This window comes from Gemmatimonadota bacterium, assembly GCA_016714015.1.
In the GTDB taxonomy this organism is placed as follows: domain Bacteria; phylum Gemmatimonadota; class Gemmatimonadetes; order Gemmatimonadales; family Gemmatimonadaceae; genus Pseudogemmatithrix.
Map to the genome: position 1 here is coordinate 214,062 of JADJNZ010000001.1, position 18,663 is coordinate 232,724.

At 71.2% G+C, this 18,663-nt stretch carries 12 protein-coding genes; 3 read left to right on the plus strand and 9 right to left on the minus strand.

Annotation, left to right across the window (positions count from 1 at the left end; genetic code table 11):
• The 3 genes from IPJ78_00910 to IPJ78_00920 form a co-directional block, all read right to left on the minus strand.
• Nucleotides 1–1,092 carry a carboxypeptidase regulatory-like domain-containing protein gene (locus IPJ78_00910; protein MBK7905104.1) on the minus strand — a complete coding sequence of 364 codons (1,092 nt, stop codon included), beginning with the start codon at nucleotides 1,090–1,092 and terminating at the stop codon, nucleotides 1–3.
• Nucleotides 1,092–9,797: a hypothetical protein gene (locus tag IPJ78_00915; protein ID MBK7905105.1), complete on the minus strand. Its 8,706-nt coding sequence runs from the start codon at nucleotides 9,795–9,797 to the stop codon at nucleotides 1,092–1,094. Before IPJ78_00915 ends, IPJ78_00910 begins: the two co-directional genes overlap by 1 nt.
• 188 nt (nucleotides 9,798–9,985) lie before the next feature.
• Nucleotides 9,986–10,993, minus strand: coding sequence for a CehA/McbA family metallohydrolase (locus IPJ78_00920; protein ID MBK7905106.1), 1,008 nt, complete (start codon nucleotides 10,991–10,993; stop codon nucleotides 9,986–9,988).
• A gap of 101 nt (nucleotides 10,994–11,094) precedes the next feature.
• Between IPJ78_00920 and IPJ78_00925 the strand changes: the two genes are divergently transcribed.
• Complete coding sequence (locus tag IPJ78_00925; GenBank protein MBK7905107.1) at nucleotides 11,095–11,508, plus strand: acyl-CoA thioesterase; 414 nt, start codon at nucleotides 11,095–11,097, stop codon at nucleotides 11,506–11,508.
• A gap of 26 nt (nucleotides 11,509–11,534) precedes the next feature.
• Here the strand turns inward: IPJ78_00925 and IPJ78_00930 are convergent, their stop codons facing one another.
• The 6 genes from IPJ78_00930 to IPJ78_00955 all read right to left on the minus strand — a co-directional run bounded on the left by IPJ78_00930 (nucleotide 11,535) and on the right by IPJ78_00955 (nucleotide 14,554).
• Nucleotides 11,535–11,969 carry a type II toxin-antitoxin system VapC family toxin gene (locus IPJ78_00930; protein MBK7905108.1) on the minus strand — a complete coding sequence of 145 codons (435 nt, stop codon included), beginning with the start codon at nucleotides 11,967–11,969 and terminating at the stop codon, nucleotides 11,535–11,537.
• A complete protein-coding gene (locus IPJ78_00935) occupies nucleotides 11,956–12,261 on the minus strand; it encodes a hypothetical protein (protein ID MBK7905109.1) in 306 nt (101 codons plus the stop codon). The genes IPJ78_00930 and IPJ78_00935 overlap by 14 nt, the downstream gene beginning before the upstream one ends.
• A gap of 27 nt (nucleotides 12,262–12,288) precedes the next feature.
• Nucleotides 12,289–12,684, minus strand: coding sequence for a type II toxin-antitoxin system VapC family toxin (locus IPJ78_00940; GenBank protein MBK7905110.1), 396 nt, complete (start codon nucleotides 12,682–12,684; stop codon nucleotides 12,289–12,291).
• The gene (locus tag IPJ78_00945; protein MBK7905111.1) at nucleotides 12,681–12,944 is read right to left on the minus strand and encodes an antitoxin; all 264 of its coding nucleotides are present in this window, start codon (nucleotides 12,942–12,944) and stop codon (nucleotides 12,681–12,683) included. Before IPJ78_00945 ends, IPJ78_00940 begins: the two co-directional genes overlap by 4 nt.
• A 162-nt stretch (nucleotides 12,945–13,106) precedes the next feature.
• Nucleotides 13,107–13,739, minus strand: a complete 633-nt coding sequence (locus IPJ78_00950; protein ID MBK7905112.1) for a Pr6Pr family membrane protein — start codon at nucleotides 13,737–13,739, stop codon at nucleotides 13,107–13,109.
• A gap of 113 nt (nucleotides 13,740–13,852) precedes the next feature.
• Nucleotides 13,853–14,554 carry a hypothetical protein gene (locus IPJ78_00955; GenBank protein MBK7905113.1) on the minus strand — a complete coding sequence of 234 codons (702 nt, stop codon included), beginning with the start codon at nucleotides 14,552–14,554 and terminating at the stop codon, nucleotides 13,853–13,855.
• Nucleotides 14,555–15,549: 995 nt separating this feature from the next.
• Between IPJ78_00955 and IPJ78_00960 the strand changes: the two genes are divergently transcribed.
• Nucleotides 15,550–15,891 (plus strand): PadR family transcriptional regulator, encoded by a 342-nt coding sequence (locus IPJ78_00960; protein ID MBK7905114.1) that lies wholly within the window; start codon nucleotides 15,550–15,552, stop codon nucleotides 15,889–15,891.
• On the plus strand, nucleotides 15,888–18,641 hold the full coding sequence (locus tag IPJ78_00965) for an ABC transporter permease (protein ID MBK7905115.1): 2,754 nt from the start codon (nucleotides 15,888–15,890) through the stop codon (nucleotides 18,639–18,641). The genes IPJ78_00960 and IPJ78_00965 overlap by 4 nt, the downstream gene beginning before the upstream one ends.
• The last annotated feature ends 22 nt before the right edge of the window (nucleotides 18,642–18,663 follow it).

Here is an 18,663-nt window from a genome sequence, read left to right on the forward strand (position 1 = left end):
TCACTTCCGCAACCAGACGACGAGCCCCGCGGGATCCGGCGGGCAGTTGCAGCCCGTCGACGGCGGGAAGCGCCCGCAGAAGGTGCGGGAGTTCTCGCTCCCGACCGGGAAGATCTCGACCAGTTCGACCTCGGAGGCACGGAAGAAGCTCAGGAGGTCGCCGCTCGCGATCTCGTGCCCGTTGACGAGCACGCACGAGACCGTCGGGGCGTTCGCCGCGCCGATGGAGGAGCGTGCGCCAGCCGTCCCTCGGGTATCGATGGAGCCGGGGCCGCGCGCCGAGCGCCGGTCGCGCGGCACGTCCACCAGCGTGCGCATCGCGAGCGCGCCGGAGCTCCCCATCAGCGCGTTGATGAGCGGGGCCTCCCCCCAGCGTTCGAGTTCGGCACGCGTGACGAAGGCCGCCTGTGCGCCGGCGAACGACTTCCGTCGATCCATCTCCGCCGCGACCACGCGCGCGAGCGCGAGGCTCGTCCGTTCGTCCACTCCGGCGTAGAGGCGCACCGCCAGGTCGCGCTCGATCCGCGCGACCATCTGCACGGCCCGCCGCGCGAGGCCGTAGCCCTCCTTCCGGACCTCCAGGAGGTAGTTCCCCGGTGCGAGATCGACGAAGATGAATCGCCCGTCGGCATCGCTCACCATCGCGCGGCGGAGTCCGACGACGTCGACCTCCGCGCCGGCGATGGGCCGTCCCTGCTCGTCGATCACCACGCCGCTGAGCTGGTTGAGCAGCTGCTCCTCGATCCGGACCCCGGCGAGGGTCTGCGCATCGGCGACCATCGTGACGGCGATGACCATCGCGCTGTCGGGGCGCACCGCGAGCTGCGCGCGCGCGGGCCGGAAACCGATGCGGCGGATGGTGATCTCCTGGATGCCGACCGGCACGCGCTCGAGCGCGAAGCGGCCGGCCGTGTCGGAGCGGGTCTGTCGCGCCGTGCCGTCGACGGTGATGACCGCCTGCGGGACCGGGCGTCCCGCCTCATCCCGGACCGCCCCAGCGATGATGCCCGTTGGCTGGGCTTGCGGTGCCGGCTCCTGTGCGCGCGCCGCGAGGGGCGCGCACAGGAGCAGCATCGCGGCGATGCGTCGCATCAGGGGCACGTCGCGCCTGTGCCCGTCCCGCCGATGGTGCCGCCGAGGTTCGAGCAGGTGCCGGTCTTCACCAGCGCCCCCGTGACCGTGGTCGACGAACCACTGTAGAGCGAGAGCAGCCCGCTCACCGTGAGGGTGCGCCCGGTCGCCACGGTCATCGTCCCTCGCTGGTCGAGCGGGGCGCCGACGGTCGCGGTCGCGTTGGCCTGGAAGCTGCCGAGGTTGTCGATGAGCGCCGCGTTGATCGTGCGACTGCCGCCGCTGCCCTGCTGGATCGCGATGGTGCCGGTCGCGGAGTTCGTGAGCGTCTGCGTGCCGAGGCCGAGTGTGACGGTGTACCCGGCCCCCTCGGCGTTCAGCGTGAGCGTCCCGTTGTTGGTGAAGCCGTTCGTGAAGGTGACGTTGGCGAGCTGGCTCACACCGCGCACCGCGAGGGTGGATCCCGCGCCCGACGTGTACGCGGTGTTCACCGTCAGCGTGCCCTCGAGCCCGACGAACCCGTTGTTCACGAGGGCGGTCGGGGCGAAGGTCCCGCCCAGGACACGGAGCGAGTCGCTGACCCCGACGGTGAGGGACACGGGCACCGTGGTCGTCGCAGCGAAGGTGACCCGCGGCTGCACGTTGGACGGTTGGAACTGGACGGCAGCGGCGCCGGTCGTGATGAAGCGGCCGCCATATCCGGAGATGAGGCCGTCGGTCAGCTCCACCGCGCCGGTGTTGATGGTGAGCGTCCGCGCGTTGGCCGCGATGGTCCCCGTGTTGGTGAAGCTCGGCGCCGCGCCAGACTGGGTCACGGTGAGGTCGCCGGTGGTCATCGTGAGGGTGCCACTGTTCAGGTGTGCGGCGTTCGCGCCGTTGATGCTGAGGTCGTACGGGATGTTCACCGCGCCGGCGTTGACCAGCGTGCCGGTGAAGGTGCGCGTGCCGCCCGAGCCCGCGAGCGACGTCAGCGTACCCGTCGCCGTGTTCGACAGCGTGGGCACGATGAGCACGCCGTTATAGCCCGCGGCCTCTGCCGTGAGTTCGATCGCGCCCGCGTTGGTCAGTGGATTCGTGAAGGTCGCGGTCGGGGCGCCGGCGATGCCCGTGCCGCGTACGCGGATCGTCGAGCCCGTCCCGGTCGTCACCGCCGAGGTGATCGTCGGCGCGCCCTCGAGGATCAGCAGCCCATCATTGGTGAGCGACGGCGGCGCGAACGTCCCGCCGAAGACCCGTAGCGAATCGTTCGCCGGCACCGTGAACGGATCCGGCAACACGGTCGTCGCCGAGAAGGTGACGCGCGGCTGCACCGTCGGGACGGTGAAGCGCACCGTCGGCGCGCCGGTCGTGACGAGGCGACCGGTGTACCCGGTCACCACACCCCCGAGCAGGTCGAGCGTGCCGCCCGTCACCGTGAATGTCCGCCCATTGGTGGCGATCGTCCCAGTGTTCGTGAAGCTCGGCGTCGTTCCGGTCATCGTGACGGCGAGATCGCCCGTCGTCATCGTGATCGTGCCACTGTTCACGTGCGACGCGTCCACGCCGGTGAGGATGAGATCGTGCGGGATGCTCACCGCGCCGGCGTTGACCAGCGTGCCGGTGAAGGTGCGCGTGCCACCGGAGCCTGCGAGCGACGTCAGCGTGCCCGTCGCCGTGTTCGTCAGCGTGGGCACGATGAGCGCGCCGTTGTAGCCCGCGGCTTCCGCGGTGAGCTCGATGGCGGCCGCGTTGGTCAGGGGGTTGGTGAACGTCGCCGTCGGGCCGCCACCGACGCCAGAGCCGCGCACGCGGATCGTCGAGCCCGTCCCGGTGGTGACGGCCGAATCCACGGTCGGCGCGCCTTCCAGGACCAGCAGGCCGTTGTTGGTCAGCGACGGCGGGGCGAACGTCCCGCCCAGGATGCGCAACGAGTCGCCCGCCGGGACCGTGAACGGATCCGGCAGCACCGTCGTCGCCGAGAACGACACGCGCGGCTGGACCGTCGGCACCGTGAACCGCACCGTCGGCGCGCCGGTCGTGACGAGGCGACCGGTGTACCCGGTCACCACACCCCCGAGCAGGTCGAGCGTGCCGCCCGTCACCGTGAATGTCCGCCCATTGGTGGCGATCGTCCCGTTGTTCATGAAGCTCGGCGTCGTTCCGGTCATCGTGACGGCGAGATCGCCCGTCGTCATCGTGATCGTGCCGCTGTTGACGTGCGCCGCGTCCACGCCGGTGAGGATGAGATCGTGCGGGATGCTCACCGCGCCGGCGTTGACCAGCGTGCCGGTGAAGGTGCGCGTGCCACCGGAGCCTGCGAGCGACGTCAGCGTGCCGGTCGCCGTGTTCGTCAGCGTGGGCACGATCAGCACGCCGTTGTAGCCCGCGGTCTCCGCGGTGAGCTCGATGGCGGCCGCGTTGGTCAGGGGATTCGTGAAGGTCGCCGTGGGACCGCCACCGACGCCCGAGCCGCGCACGCGGATCGTCGAGCCCGTCCCGGTGGTGACGGCCGAATTCACGGTCGGCGCGCCTTCCAGGACCAGCAGGCCGTTGTTGGTCAGCGACGGCGGGGCGAACGTCCCGCCCAGGATGCGCAACGAGTCGCCCGCCGGGACCGTGAACGGATCCGGCAGCACCGTCGTCGCCGAGAACGACACGCGCGGCTGGACCGTGGGGACGGTGAAGCGCACCGTCGGAGTGCCGGTCGTAATGAGGCGGCCGCTGTAGCCGCTCACCACGCCACCCAGCAGATCGAGCGTACCCCCCGTCACGGTGAACGTCCGCCCGGCCACCGCGATCGTGCCCGTGTTCGTGAAGCTCGGCGTCGTGCCCGTCATCGTGACGGCGAGATCGCCCGTCGTCATCGTGATCGTGCCGCTGTTCACGTGCGCCGCGCTCGCACCGGTGATACTGAGGTCATGCGGGATGTTCACCGCGCCGGCGTTGAGCAGCGTGCCGGTGAAGGTCCGCGTGCCACCCGACCCTACGAGCGACGTCAGCGTGCCCGTCGCCGTGTTCGTCAGCGTCGGGACGATCAGCACGCCGTTGTAGCCCGCGGCCTCCGCGGTGAGCTCGATCGCCGCGGCATTGGTCAACGGATTGGTGAACGTCGCCGTGGGACCACCGCCGGCGCTCGAACCGCGCACCCGGATCGTCGAGCCGGTTCCAGTGGTCACGGCCGAGGTGATCGTCGGCGCGCCTTCGAGGAGCAGGAGCCCATCATTGGTGAGCGACGGCGGGGCGAACGTCCCGCCGAGGATGCGCAACGAGTCGCCGGCCGGGACCGTGAACGGATCCGGCAGCACCGTCGTCGCCGAGAACGTCACGCGCGGCTGCACCGTCGGGACGGTGAAGCGCACCGTCGGTGTGCCGGTGGTGACGAGGCGGCCGCTGTACCCGGTCACCACGCCGCCGAGCAGGTCGAGCGTACCGCCCGTCACGGTGAACGTCCGCCCGGCCACCGCGATCGTGCCCGTATTCGTGAAGCTCGGCGAGGTCCCCGTCATCGTCACGGCGAGGTCGCCGGTGGTCATCGTGATCGTGCCGCTGTTCACGTGCGCCGCGCTCGCGCCGGTGATGCTGAGATCGTGCGGGAGGGTCACTGTCCCTGCATTGACCAGCGTGCCGGTGAAGGTGCGCGTGCCGCCCGAGCCCGCGAGCGACGTCAGCGTGCCCGTCGCCGTGTTGGTCAGCGTCGGGACGACGAGCACGCCGTTGTAGCCCGCGGTCTCCGCCGTGAGCTCGATGGCGGCCGCGTTGGTCAGGGGATTGGTGAAGGTCGCCGTGGGACCACCGCCGGCGCTCGAGCCGCGGACGCGGATCGTCGAGCCCGTCCCGGTCGTCACGGCCGAGGTGATCGTCGGTGCGCCTTCCAGGACCAGCAGGCCGTTGTTGGTCAGCGACGGCGGGGCGAACGTCCCGCCGAGGATGCGCAACGAGTCGCCGGCCGGCACCGTGAGCGGATCCGGCAGCACCGTCGTCGCCGAGAACGTCACGCGCGGCTGCACCGTCGGCACCGAGAACCGCACCGTCGGTGCGCCGGAGGTGACGAGGCGGCCAGTGTAGCCGGTCACCACACCCGCCGAGAGGTCGAGCGTACCGCCCGTCACGGTGAACGTCCGCCCCGCCACCGCGATCGTCCCCGTGTTCGTGAAGCTCGGCGTCGTGCCCGTCATCGTCACGGTGAGATCGCCGGTCGTCATCGTGATCGTGCCGCTGTTGACGTGCGCCGCGTCCACGCCGGTCACAGTCAGGTCGGCCGGGAGCGCGATCGTGCCCTGGTTGTCGATCGTGCCCGTGATCGTGCGCGTGCCGCCCGTCCCCACGAGCGACGTGATCGTCCCGGCGGGAAGGTTCGTCAGTGCCCCGCCGGTCACCGTCATCTGGAGGTTGTATCCGGTCGTCGAGGTGGTGAACTCGATGTTCCCCGCGTTGGACACGCCGCCGCCGAAGGTCGGCGTCGCCGCGCCGGTGGTCGACTCACCGCTCACGCGCAGCATCGCGCCGACGTTGTTCGTCACCGCCTGCGTGAACCCCATCGCTCCGCGCGCGGTCACCGTCCCGGCGTTGGTGAGCGCCTTCTGGATCGACCCACCCGCTGTGGTGATCGCCCCCTGGCTCGTCAGCGTCCCCGCCCCGCGGACGATGCCGCCCGTCGAGATCGTGAGCGCGCCGCTGGTCGCGACCGACGCGTCGCCGTCCACCTGCAGCGTCCGCCCGACCACCGCGAGCGTCTGCGTCCCCGCCCCGCCGCCCACGAAGAGCGCCGCGACCGTATCACCCACGTCCATCGTCACCGTGTACGTGCCCAACGCGGCGATGCTCACCGTGTCGGTCGCGATCGGCGTCCGCCCCAGGCTCCAGTTGGCGATGCCGCTCCAGTTGCCGCCGGCCGCGCTCGTCCACGCGTTCACCAGCCCAGCCGTGGGGCCGAGCACCGTCGCGCCGGTCGCCGAGTACGACGGCGCCGCCTGGAGGCCCGCGGCGGCGTTCACCGTGCCGAACGTCCCCGTGCGCGTGCCGGCCGTGAGCACGTCGAACGAGCTCCCGGGTGTCGGCGTGAAGCCGCCGAAGAGCCCGACGTTCAAGGTGCCGCCGAGCGTGGCCGTGCCCGAGATCGTCAGCTGGTCGTACTGCGTCACCGGCACCAGGCCGCCGAGGTCCACCGCGACGGTGCCACTGCTGCCGGTGAAGTTGCCGGTGATGGCGAGCTGTCCCGCCGCGCCGGGCGCGATCTCGAGCAGACCCTGGTTGAGCACCGGCCCGACGATGCTGCGCGTGCCGCCGCCATTCCCCGCCGCGGTCGTGATGAGGCCGCCCACCGCGTTGGTGAGCGTCCCCGCGCTCAGCTGCAGCGTCGCGTCGACCGCCTGCGGGCTCGCCGTCTGGTTCGTCAGCTGGATCACGCCGCTGTTCGTGAAGCCCGACGCGAGCGTGAGCGTCGTCGCCGCCGTCTGCGCGCCGATGGCGCCGATGCGCAGGAACGAACCGCTGTTCATCGAGAACGACCCGCCGATCGAGCTGGCGCCGCTCACTTCCATGAGGCCGCTATTGGCGACGTTGCTGAGCACCGCGCCGTTCAGCAGGCGCAGCGCGGCGCCAGACGTCACCGCGAGGCTGCCGCCGCCGGTCATCAGCGCCCCGCTCGCCTGCGTGAACGAACCCGCGGTGAGCCCGAGCACTTGCCCGGACGCGATCACGATGGTGTCGAAGTTCGTGAACGTCGGCGCCACACCCGAGATGCCGAGGCTCAGCTGGGCGTTGACGTTGATCGTGCCGTTGTTCGTGTTCGCGCCATCCTGCAGCTGGATCACCGAAGGCGTTGCGACCGTGATCGTGCCCTGGTTGTCGAGGCGGCCGAAGAAGGTGCGCGCCCCGCCCGTCCCGGCGGCGAACGTGATCGTTCCGCCGGCCCCGTTGACCAGCGTGCCGGTCGAGAACGCGAGCCCGGCGTCGAAGACTCCGCCGGTCGAGGTCAGCAGGATGTCCCCGTTGTTCGTGAAACCGTTCGCGAAGGAGACACCGATGTCGCCGGCCCCGGCGTTCGCCTCGATGTCGATCGCCGACACCGCCGTGGTCGTCACCGCCCCCGAGACGACGGTCGTCCCCCGCGCGAGGAGCGAGCCGTTGTGGACGAGATCGGCCGCGATCGACCCGCCGTTGGACCGGATGAGGCCGTCATTCGCGACCGGTGCGCCGAGGATGATCGCGCCCAGTTCGAGCGAGAGGATCCCCGGTCCGTTCACCTGCACGCCTTCGGTGGTGGTCAGGGTGAAGGTGCCGTCCACCGACAAGGTCGCGTTCCGCCCGCCGGCGCCGCCGATCTCCACGCGCGCCACCGTCGCGTCCTCGGCGAGCACCACGGTGTACGTGCCGACGGCATTGAGCCGGACCGTATCCGTCGGGATGGGGGCGCGACCGAGACTCCAGTTCCCCGCGACATCCCAGGTGCCGCCCGCCGCGATCCACTCGTTGATCCCGCCGACGGCCACACCGATGTCGAACGCCGCACTCGTCGCGCTCGTGAGCCCGCCGGACGACGCGACGAGCGTGTAGCCCGTCGCCGCGCTCGAGAGCGTGATGGTCGAGAAGGTGGCGAGCCCGCCGACGACGATCGCCGTGGTCGTGCCGCCCAGCGTCGCGCCGCCCGGGTTCGCGCCGAGCGCGAGCGTGACGTTGCCGTTGAACCCGGTGACGGTGTTGCCGAGCGCATCGCGCACGCGCACCGTGATCGGCGGCGCGATCGCCGCGCTCACGGCCGCGTTCGTCGGCTGCTGCACGAACTCGAGCGCGGTCGCCGCCCCCGCCTGCACCGCGAACGGCGTGCTCACCACCGACGCGATCCCCGGCGACGTCGCGAGCAGCGTGTATCCCGCGGCGATCGAGTCGACCGACAACCCCGCGAACGTCGCGATGCCGCCCACGGCGTTGACCGTGAGCGTTCCGCCCAGCGTCCCGCCGCGCGGATTGTTCGCGAGCGCGAGCGTCACCGGCCCGGTGTAATCCGTCTTGAGGCGGCCGAGCGCATCCTCCGCGCGCACCACGACGGCCGGCGTCATCGCCGCGCCCGACACGACGTTCGTGGGCTGTGTGCCGAAGACGAGCCGGCCGAGCGTCGTCACGCCCGTCGTGTACAGCGCCGTCACCTGCGCCGGCGTCAACGCCCCGCGATGCACGCGGAACTCGTCGAAGTCGCCGAGGATGTAGCTGCCGCCCGACCCGTACGCGCGCCCGAGGCGTGTGTTCGTGCCGCCCGCCGCCGGCACGATCGCCGTCGGGAAGAGCGCGACCTGCACGCCATCCTGGTACAGCCGCGACTGGTTCGCCGCCGAGTCCACCACCAGCGCGATCTGGTGGAAGAGTCCGTCATCACCGGCCGGCTGGACCCCGGTGCTGCCACCGCCATCACCGACCGCGAGATCGATCTGCCCGAGCGTGTAGCCGATGACGAGGCCCGGCCCGCCGGATGTGCCCTGCGAGAGATACGCCCCGTCGCCCTGGATCACCGCGCGCACGAACATCGACACGGTGTAGCTCCCCGACGTCGGCACCACCGCCGACGCGAACTCGGCGTACCCCGTCGTCCCGTCGAGCGTGAGCACGCCGTTGGACACCGACGCCCCGCCGAACAGCGTGCCGTTCGCCCCGCCGACCGCGTCGGCGAGATCACCGTTCATCGGATAGTGATGCAGCAGCTCCGCCGTCGGCAGCTGCGCGGTGAAGGTCAGCGGCGACCCGACCAAGCCAGTGGCCGTCGCGGTCACCGTCTGCGCGCCGAGCCCGCTGCCGACCGTCCACGTCACCTGCGCGAGCCCGCTCGCGTCCGTCACGACGGACGCGGAGCTCACGCTGCCGCCGCCCGACGTCACCGCGAAGTTCACCGCCACGCCGGCCATCCCCTGCCCGTCCGTCGCGTTCACGCGCACGACGAGCGGCTGCGACAACGGCGTGTTGAACGTGCCCGACTGGTTGTTCCCCGACACGAACTGCAGCGCCTGCGCGCGCGGCTGGATGTCGAGCACCACGGTATCGGCCGGTCCGGTCAGCAGCTGTGCGATGATCGCGACCGGCCCGCGGGCGGGCAACGTGATTCCGGTGCCGGCACCGGGCGTGTTGATCCGCGCGCGCGTGGTGTCCGCCGACCGCCACGCGATCGGCGTGCCCGCGATCGGCTGCCCCTGCGCGTCGCGCGCGGCGGCGACGAAGGCGAATGGATCACCCGACAGGATCGTCGTGACCCCGGGTGCGATCTCCACGACCGATGCCTGCGAACCGGGGCCGGTGTAGTTCACCGGCACCTGCGGCGCGGGCGGCGGCGCCTGCCCCGGCCGCGACGGCACGACCGGCACCGAGACCGGCCCGCCACGGAAGACCGTGTCCCCCTGCGCATTGATGAACGCCAGCGCCAGGCTCATCAGCTCGCCGCTCGCCGGCGCCGAGGACGACACCGGCACGTCCACGCCGAGTTCGACCGAGTCCGCCCCGTTCGGGAACGGGATCACCCGCTTCACCACCGTGTCGCCGGTCGCGTTCACCAGCACCACGCGCACATCGGTGAAGTCCACGAGCGTGCCGGCGACCCCGTGCGCCAGTCCCGGCGCGTCGAACCGCGCATCGAACGCGAATCCGCGCATCAGCGACATCCCCGGCGGACCGGTGACCTCGCGACCGCAGCTGAGCGTGGCGAGGAGACAGGCGGCGCCGAAGAGGACGGCACGGCGGAAGGTCGGACGATCGAATCGCGGCAAGCGCGGGTCCTCGCGTGTGACGGCAAGCCGCTGGCCTCCCCCGGGTCGGGGGCAGCGGCTCTAATGATGCGAGGAAAGGTGCGGGTCCGGACGCGGAGGTGGCAAGAATGCAGGCCCCTGTCGGCGCGTGACCCGCGTCACAACCGATCGCCGCGGGCGATGCCCGCGGCCCGCTCACCGCAGCCGCGTCACCGCCGCACGAGCACCGGCTGCGTCCAGGCCTTCGCGCCATTCGACTCGAGCACCGTCGCCCGCACGTAGCCCTCGTCGCCGGTGATCCGGTACGTCGCCGACGTCGTCGTCACCTCGCTCAGCAGCCGACCGTTCCGTCCGGTGAAGCGCACACGATACTTGCTGAAGGCCGTCGGCTTGATCTCGAGCGTGATCTCCGTGGCCGTCGCGCGATAGTCGCGCAGCTCGACGCCCGTGGACGAGTAGAACTCGCCCCGCTCCACCGCGTCGAGGATCGCGCGCGGCGTCAGCGTGTCGGCGCGGACGACGATCCACCCTTGCCCCGGCCTCGACGCGGTCGGGTCCTCCGGCCGCGTGAAGTGGTGCGCATCGTCCGTCGCGAGGCCGTAGATGAGCTTCCCGCTCGAGAGGATCTGGTCCCACGCCTCCTCGAGCCCCGGCACGCCGCCCCCGCCGACGTTGTTCACCATCGGGTGGCCGTTGAACACCTCGAAGAGCGAGAGCCCTTCCACCTGCTTGATCTCGTCCGCCGTGACCGACCAGCCGAAGTTCGGATGGTTGAGATGCGGCACCGCATCGGCGGCGCGGATCGCGCGCACGTCACGCTGCAGCGCGTCGAGGACGCTCGTCCCGCCCTGCGGCGCGATGAGCCGCGACGGCGCGAGCGCGTTCACGTGGATGTTCTTGTCGCCGAATCGGTCGGTGACCTCTTCCCCGCGGATCACGAGGAAGCGCTCGTCGAGCCCGTGCAGCGCGTTCAGCGCCTCGACGCTCGTGAGGACGTTGTGGTCGGTGAGCACGAGGAACGCGTACCCGCGCTGCTTGTACCACTTCGCCACGTCGTCGGGGTGCGAGTCGCCGTCGCTGTTGAGCGTGTGCGTGTGCGTGTTCCCCTTGTACCAGCGGAGCCGCGCCTGCGCGTCCCGGCCGCGCGGGTCGCGCAGGGCGAGCGACGAGACGGCGACGACACCAACGAGCACGACGGCGATGAGACGGCGGGGCACGGACGCTCCGGGACGTGGGATGCGCGCAACTTGCCCCCGCTCGGCGCCCGGTTCAAGTCGGCGAGGTTCCGCGCGCGTATCGATCGCGCCAAGTTCCCCCGATGACGACCGCCGACCCCACACCGCGCTTCGAGCTGCCCGTGCCCGTGATCCCCGAGGACTTCGACGAACTGGGGCACGTGAACAACGTCGTCTACCTGCGCTGGATCCAGGATGTCGCCACCGCGCACTGGCGCCACGCGGCGACGCCCGAGCAGCAGGCGCGCTACGCCTGGGTCGCCCACCGCCACGAGATCGACTACAAGGCGCCCGGGCTCCCGGGTGACGCGATCGTCGCGAGCACCTGGGTCGGCGCCGCCGAGGCGGTGCGATTCGAACGGTTCGTGGAGATCCTGCGGGCGAGCGACCGGAAGGTGCTCGCGGCCTCGCGCAGCATCTGGGTGCCGATCGCGCGGGCGACCGGACGCGTCGCTCGCGTGGACGAGGATGTGCGACGGGTGTTCTCGCGGTCCTGACGGTCGGATCGACCCTGTCCGACCAGTTAACGGCCTGCGAGCGGATGCCGCCAACGCAGCCCTTCGAATCGCGCGAAGTCCTTGTCCGCGGTGACGAACTCACACCCGTGCTCGATAGCCAGCGCGGCGAGCCACGCATCAGGCACGAGGTTGCCGCGAGCGCCCGACGACCGACAGAGCGCCGTGAAGATCGACCAGTGATCCGCGCCGGGCGTGATGAGTCGGGCGCGCGGCTGCACACGCAACGCTTCCACGAACCCCAGTGCGTCGTCGAGGGGGGTCGGCACCTCGAAGAGGCGGGGATTGGTCACGATCCGCAACTGGCTCGCGAGCACCGCATCCGAGATCGCGAACGGCTCCGGGGCGCCGACCATCCGCTCCAGCCACGTGCGGTACTCCGCATGCTCCGCCAGATCGTCGCGCGACGCGTACACCAGCACGTTCACGTCAGCGAGGATCATCCGCCTCGTCCATGATGTCGAGCAGGGCGGCCATGCGATCGAACGTCACGCCTGCGCGAGGTCCCGTTCCACCAGTGAAGACCGGGATGGGCGGCCCCACGTCGGCTCGGCGCGCCGCCGCCGACTGCGCATCGAGCGCACTCAGGCCGCGCCGGAGCACGTCCGACTTCGTCGCGCCCAGTCGCGTCGAGAGGCGGTCGAGCAGATCGAGGTCGGGACCCGCGAGATAGACCTGGACAGGCTCCGAGACCCGACCGCTCCGTGCCCCGGAGGTACCGGAACGCTTCTTCATGATCTCATGATACGAGACGACTCGTGATCAGGCAACCCGCTCGACCCACCCCACGGAGTCGAACCCCACGTCGAAGCTCATCACCCGGGTGATCCCGTGTCGCTTCATCACGGCGACGTGCAGTGCATCCCGCGCCGAGATCTTGCTCATCCCCATCATCACGTCCTTCGCCCGCTGGACATCCGCGGCATCGATCGGGAACACCTCGTCCACGACGCCGAGGAGCGCGTCGAGTGCCGGCTGGATCGCATCCGGACGCTGGATCCTTCCGTAGCGATGCAGGATCTCCTGCATCACCTCGGCGCTCGTGACCATCCGCTCCCCGCGCGAGATGACGAGTTCCAGCGCACGACGCGCCGCATCCTTGTTGGGATGCGGCGCGCCGATCAGGTACATCGGGATGTTCGCGTCGATGAAGATCACGCGCCACCCTCGAGGCCGTCGAGCTGGCCGAGCGCGGTCTCGGCGAGCATCTGATCGATGTCGGCCGTCGGGTAGTCGCCCCGCGCCGCCTCACGGACCGCCGCGAGCTTCCGCGTGGGGGCCGCGTAGGGCTCGTCCGCGCGCGCCAGACGCAACGCCTGGCGCACCCACTCGGCGACGGTCATCCGGTGCCGCTTGGCGATCCGCCGGATCTCGGCGAACTCGTCCTCGTCGAGGAGGACCTGCAGGCGCTGTGTCATGAGCATGAGTATATACCACTCATCATGATGAGTCAAGTAGGAAGCGCGGGAACGAACGAGGGGCGAGCGCCAAGTTGGCGTCGCCCCCGTCCTCCCGTGCCATCGGAATGCCGCCACGCGTACCGTTCCGCGCGGTGCGCCCCCCCCGTTCGCCGGATCCGATCAGCCCTGCTCCACCGCCCGCTGCTTCGAGGTGACCAGCAGCAGGAATGCGCCGACGACGAGATAGAACGCCAGGATCCCCGCCGCATTCCGCGCCGCGCCGCCGAGCCCGATGGTGTTCACGTCGACGAAGAAGTACGGATACTCCCCCACCATCGCCCCGCGCGCCACGAGATAGAGGAAGTACGCCGTGGGATAGACCGCGAACCAGGGCAGGTGCGCGAAGCGCAGCCCCGCCTTGGGCGCCGCGAGCACCCAGTGCAGCGTGAAGAGCGTCGGCACGATGTAGTGGAGCCCGAGATCGGTGACGTACTCGATCCCGGTGGGGTGGTTGATCGAGCTGAGCAGCACATGGTACGCGAGCCCGACGACGATGATCGCCGCGCAGGTCATCGCGGTCATGTGCGGCCGCCCGAGCCACGTCGCGGCGGGGCTCTCGGGGGCGAGCCACGGCACGGTGAGCACCAGCGCGACGAGGGTGTTCGTCGTCACGGTGAAGTAGCTGAAGTAGTCGATGGTCGCGCGCGCGAACGAGTCGCCGGCGGCGAGGCCGTGCTGGATCGACATGACCATCTGGACGAGGACCGAAGCCCAGGCGATGGCGGCGGTGAGGGGACGGAGGAGGCGGGGCATCGGGGGCGGGCGAGTGAGAGCCGGGTCGCGGCGGAATCTACCGCGCATCCGTGGGTACGACGACGGCCAGCGGTCGCGCGCCGCTGGCCGTCGCCATCCCCCGACCGGCGTGCCTACGCCGCCCGCTCGAGCGCGGGCATCGGCTCCTCCTCGTCGGTCGTTCGACCGGCCGCGCCACCGCGCGACCGCTGCACGCGCTTCGCCGATCGCCAGGCGGCGAGCGTCATCTCATCCGTGAACGAGGCGCGGACGATGGAATCGAGGCGCCGCACCGCCGCTCGGCCACGCCGCGCCTGCACGGCGAGCCCGGCCCGTGCGCCGACGTGCACACCCACCTGCAACTGGCGCCCGCCGAGCACCGCCTCGAGCGCGTTGCGCGCCGCGGCGAAGCGCGCGAGGAAATCCGCCGGGAGCCCCTCGGCGATGAACGTCGCCTCGAACGGGCGCACGGCCTCGATCATGCCATCGCACTCCTGAAGGATCCGCGTGATGCCGCGGTTGAGGCGCGGCAGCCGCAGGGCCGCCGGCAGGAGCACGCTGGACCCGGTGTCGACCTGCGACTGCGCGATGGCGACGATCGGCCGCATGTGCCGATCGACGAGATCGCGCACCATCTGCCGCTGGCGCTGGACCTCGTTGCGGCTGAGGTCCCGTCCGGTGAGCTGTGCGCCGGCGTGCTCCCGCAGCCGCCGCACGACGTCGTCGAGCGTCTCGCGGACGCCAGCGTAGCTGAGGGGCCCGCTGACGGGGTGTGCTTCGAGGAAGGAACGGACACGCACGAACGACTCGATGAGCTGCTTCTGGATCTCCTTCATGGATCGCTCCTATTGGTATTGGGTGAGTGGAACCACGGGACTGCGTGACGCACGGGCGGTCGGGTCGGACGCGAGGAGGGGGACGCGCGTCGCAGACGCGGGTGCGCATGACGCGGCCGCGGGCGCGCGTGACGCAGCCGCAGTCGCGCGTGTCGCAGCCGCGGGCGCGCGTGTCGCAGCCGCGGGCGCGCGTGTCGCAGTCGCGGTCGCGCGTGACGCAGTCGCGGTCGCGCGTGTCGCAGCCGCGGGCGCGCGTGTCGCAGTCGCGGTCGCGCGTGACGCAGCCGCGGGCACGCGTGACGCAGCCGCGGGCACGCGTGACGCAGCCGCGGGCACGCGTGACGCAAGCGCGGGCACGCATGACGCAAGAGCGGGCGCACGTGTCGCACGCGCGGTCTCGCGTGCCGAACGGGTGGTCACGCGTGCCGCACGGGTGGGACAGCGCGCCGCAGCGCGGGACACGCGTCTCGAATCGCGGGACGGTTCGACGGAATGACGGTCGGGTAGTTCGCACGGGTCGGCCGGTCGGTGGGTTCTCGCGCCCGACCCGCGGGAATGCGGGGCGGGCGCCGAGATGCTCGGGACTCTCCCTACCACGCGACTGGCGGCCCGCCCTTTCGACGGCGCCGCTGCGGCAAGGCCCGGTCCGCGCGATCGATCCGCGGTCTCGGGCGACGACTCCTGCTCCTGCGCCAACAAGTGGATCGGGCGGATCCGACGGAGACCGGGATGGCGTCCGGTCCTGCCACACGTCGTCTCTCCCCTTCCTGCCACCGCGCGCGCGGCCGCGGACGGCCGGCGCGAGATCGAGTTCACTGCCCCCTCTACTTGTGTATCTCTCGAGAAGGCCAATTCGAATTATCGTCCAGATGTAACAATCTTCTTGTCCAAGTATTTGGCCGGTTTTCGCCGCCCAAACGCCCCGTTGCAACCATTTCCCGCTGGATCCCGTCTTACCCTAAGAAGCTTAGGTAAGAACCCGAACCGGGATCCCGATGTCCGACGCCGACCTCGAGCTCGTCCGCGGCACCCTCGACCTCATCCTCCTCAAGGCCCTCGCCTGGGGACCCATGCACGGGCTCGGCGTCGTCCGATGGATCGAGCAGACCACCGACCGGCAGCTCGTCGTCGAGGAAGGGGCGCTCTACCCCGCCCTCCACCGCCTCGAGCAGAAGCGGCTCCTGGCCGCCGAGTGGGGACTCACCGAGCAGAACCGCCGGGCGAAGTACTACCGGCTCACCGAACGCGGGCGCGACCACCTCGCCGCCGAGGTCAGTCGCTGGTCGCGCTACACCGCCGCGGTCTCCCGCATCCTCGCCGCGGAGGGTGGCCGATGAGCTGGTGGAATCCGTTCTCCCGGGATCCCAAGCGCACCTTCGCGCTCCCGCCCTCGCCGGCGCGCGTCGCCGCCGAGGTGGACGAGGAGCTTCGCTTCCATATGGAGGAGCGGCGTGCCGAGCTCATCGCCGCGGGCCTGTCGGCCGAGCAGGCCGATGCCGAGATGCGCCGTCGGTTCGGCGACGCGGAGGCGTATCGTCGGCAGACGGCCGCGATCGACCACGTCACCATCCGCCAGGAACGGCGCGCGCACTTCGTCACCACGCTGCGGCGCGAGACGCGCCACTCGGCGCGGGCGCTGCTACGCGACCGCGGGTTCAGCGTCGTCGCTGGCGTGACGCTCGCACTCGGAATCGGTGCGACGGCGGCGATGTTCGCCGTGCTCGACGCCGTCGTGCTACGCCCGCTCCCCTATGCCGATGCCGACCGGCTCGTCTCGGTGATGCATCCCGCCGTCGTCCCGGGGAGCGGCCCGCAGCGCTGGGGCGTGTCGCCCGGCGGCTACATCCACTTCAAGCGTGACGCGCGCACGCTCGCCGACTTCGGCATCTACCGCACCTTCACCGTGACGGTGACGAGCGGCGGCGACGCCGAGCTCGCGCGGGTCGCGATGGCCACGCACGAGGTCGCCGGCATCCTCGGCGCGCGCGCCGAACTCGGCCGCCTGCTGGGCGCCGAGGACGACCGGCCAGGTGCCGCGCGGCGGGTGATGCTCAGTCACGAGTACCACCAGCGACGCTTCGGTGGCGATCCCGCCGTCGTCGGGACGATGCTCGAGACCGCGTTCGGGAACTACGAGATCGTCGGCGTGACCACGCCGGGCGTCGCGTTGCCCATGCCCGGTCCCTTCGCCGAGGCGTCCGACCTCCGCACCTTCGGCGTGGATGTCTGGATGATGCAGCGCATCGATCCGGCGGGACCGTTCTGGAACAACCATCCGAACGTCGGCGTCGGCCGGCTGCGCGCGGGCTCCGCGGTGGAGAGCGCGAACGCCGAGTTCGCGACGCTGCTCGCGCGCTTCCCCGAGCAGATGCCCAACGCCTACTCCGCGAAGTTCCTCACGAGCTACGGGTTCGGCGTCGAGGTCGCCCCGCTGCAGGACGCCGTCCTCGGCGCGAAGGTGCCGCGCGCACTCTGGATGCTCTTCGGCTCGGTGCTCGTGGTGCTGCTCATCGCCGCGGCGAACGTGGGGAACCTCTTCCTCGTGCGCTTCGAGGCGCGCCGCCGCGAGGCCGCGGTGCGCGCCGCGCTCGGCGCCGACCGCGGGCAGATGGCCGCGCACTACCTCTCGGAGTCGCTGCTGCTGTGCGGCAGCGCGTCGCTCGTGTCACTCGCCGTCGCGTGGGCCGCGCTCCGGCTCGTGCTCCTCGTCGCCCCCACCGACGTGCCGCGCCTCGCGGCGGTGACGCTCGACGCGCGGACCGCGGGCGTCGCGCTCGCGATCGGCCTGGCGATCGGTGTCGTGCTGGGGATCCTGCCCCTGCTGCGACGCGACGTGGACGTGGGCGCGCTGCGCGAGGCGAGCCGCGGGATGTCCGCCTCGCCGCGACGGCGTGCCGCGCGCCACGCGCTCGTGGTGGCGCAGGTCGCGCTCTCGCTCATGCTCCTCGCCGCGACGGGCCTGCTCTGGCGGAGCTTCGCGCAGCTGCGGGCCGTGGCGCCGGGGTTCGACACCGACCGCACGCTCGTGTTCAACGTCTCGCTCCCCTTCGTCGCGTACGACACGCCGGAGAAGGCGATCGTCGCGCACCGTGCGCTGCACGACGCGTTCGCGGCGATCCCGGGCGTGCGCAGCGTCGGCGCCGGCGCCGTGCCACTGCGCGACTTCGCGAGCGGCTGCACGGTGGTCTATCGCGAGTCGCGACCGTACGGCTCGAACGAGGAGACGCCGTGCGTCGCGTCCGCGTCGGTGCTGCCGGGGTGGTTCGAGACCCTCGGCATCCGCGTGGACGGTGCGACATCGACCTGGCGCGACCTCGACGCGCGGACGCAGCCGGCCGTCGTGACGCGCGCCCTCGCCGACCGCCTCTGGCCCGGCGAGGATCCGATCGGCCGCGGCATCGGCAGCAACGGCCCCGACGCCAAGGCGTTCTACCACGTGGTCGGCGTGGTCCCCAGCGTGCACCTCGACGGGCTTGATGCGAAGCCGACCGAGGCGGTGCTCTACCCGGCGACGAGCCTCATCCCCAACGAGCGCGGGGAGTGGGTGAACGATGTGGCGTTCTTCGTGCGCACCGATGGTCGCGACCCGCTGTCACTGCTGCCGCAGGTGCGTGATGCGGTGCGGCGGATCGACGCGCGGGTGCCGATCATCGAGCCGACGACGTTCGATGCCGTCGCGGCGCGGTCGATCGCGCGGACGTCGTTCACGCTCGCGTTGCTGGGGCTCGCCGGGGTGCTGGGGCTCGTGCTGTCCGCGGTCGGGCTGTATGGCGTGGTGAGCTATCTGGTGCAGCAGCGGCGGAGTGAGCTCGGGCTGCGGCTCGCGCTCGGGGATACGGCCGCCGGGGTGCGGCGGCTGGTGGTGCTGCAGTCGCTGCGGCTCGGCGTGGTCGGCGTGGTGATCGGGCTCGTGGGGGCGATGGCGTCCAATCGCGCGCTCGAGGCGATGCTGTTCGAGGTGCGGGCGATGGATCCGGTGGTGCTGGTGGGGGTCGCGTTGTTGCTGCTGGGGACGGTGACGTTCGCGAGTTTGGGGCCGGCCGGGCGGGCGGCGAGGATCGAGCCGGGGGAAGCGATGCGGGGGTGAACGAAAGCGGGCCCCTCTCTCG

Bases quoted from the DNA above. Each gene is read 5' to 3' on its own strand.
- IPJ78_00935 (MBK7905109.1), bottom strand. From the start codon at position 12,261: ATGAAGAAGCGTTCCGGTACCTCCGGGGCACGGAGCGGTCGGGTCTCG.
- IPJ78_00960 (MBK7905114.1), top strand. From the start codon at position 15,550: ATGTCCGACGCCGACCTCGAGCTCGTCCGCGGCACCCTCGACCTCATC.
- IPJ78_00950 (MBK7905112.1), bottom strand. From the start codon at position 13,739: ATGCCCCGCCTCCTCCGTCCCCTCACCGCCGCCATCGCCTGGGCTTCG.
- IPJ78_00965 (MBK7905115.1), top strand. From the start codon at position 15,888: ATGAGCTGGTGGAATCCGTTCTCCCGGGATCCCAAGCGCACCTTCGCG.
- IPJ78_00945 (MBK7905111.1), bottom strand. From the start codon at position 12,944: ATGACACAGCGCCTGCAGGTCCTCCTCGACGAGGACGAGTTCGCCGAG.
- IPJ78_00925 (MBK7905107.1), top strand. From the start codon at position 11,095: ATGACGACCGCCGACCCCACACCGCGCTTCGAGCTGCCCGTGCCCGTG.
- IPJ78_00910 (MBK7905104.1), bottom strand. From the start codon at position 1,092: ATGCGACGCATCGCCGCGATGCTGCTCCTGTGCGCGCCCCTCGCGGCG.
- IPJ78_00955 (MBK7905113.1), bottom strand. From the start codon at position 14,554: ATGAAGGAGATCCAGAAGCAGCTCATCGAGTCGTTCGTGCGTGTCCGT.
- IPJ78_00930 (MBK7905108.1), bottom strand. From the start codon at position 11,969: ATGATCCTCGCTGACGTGAACGTGCTGGTGTACGCGTCGCGCGACGAT.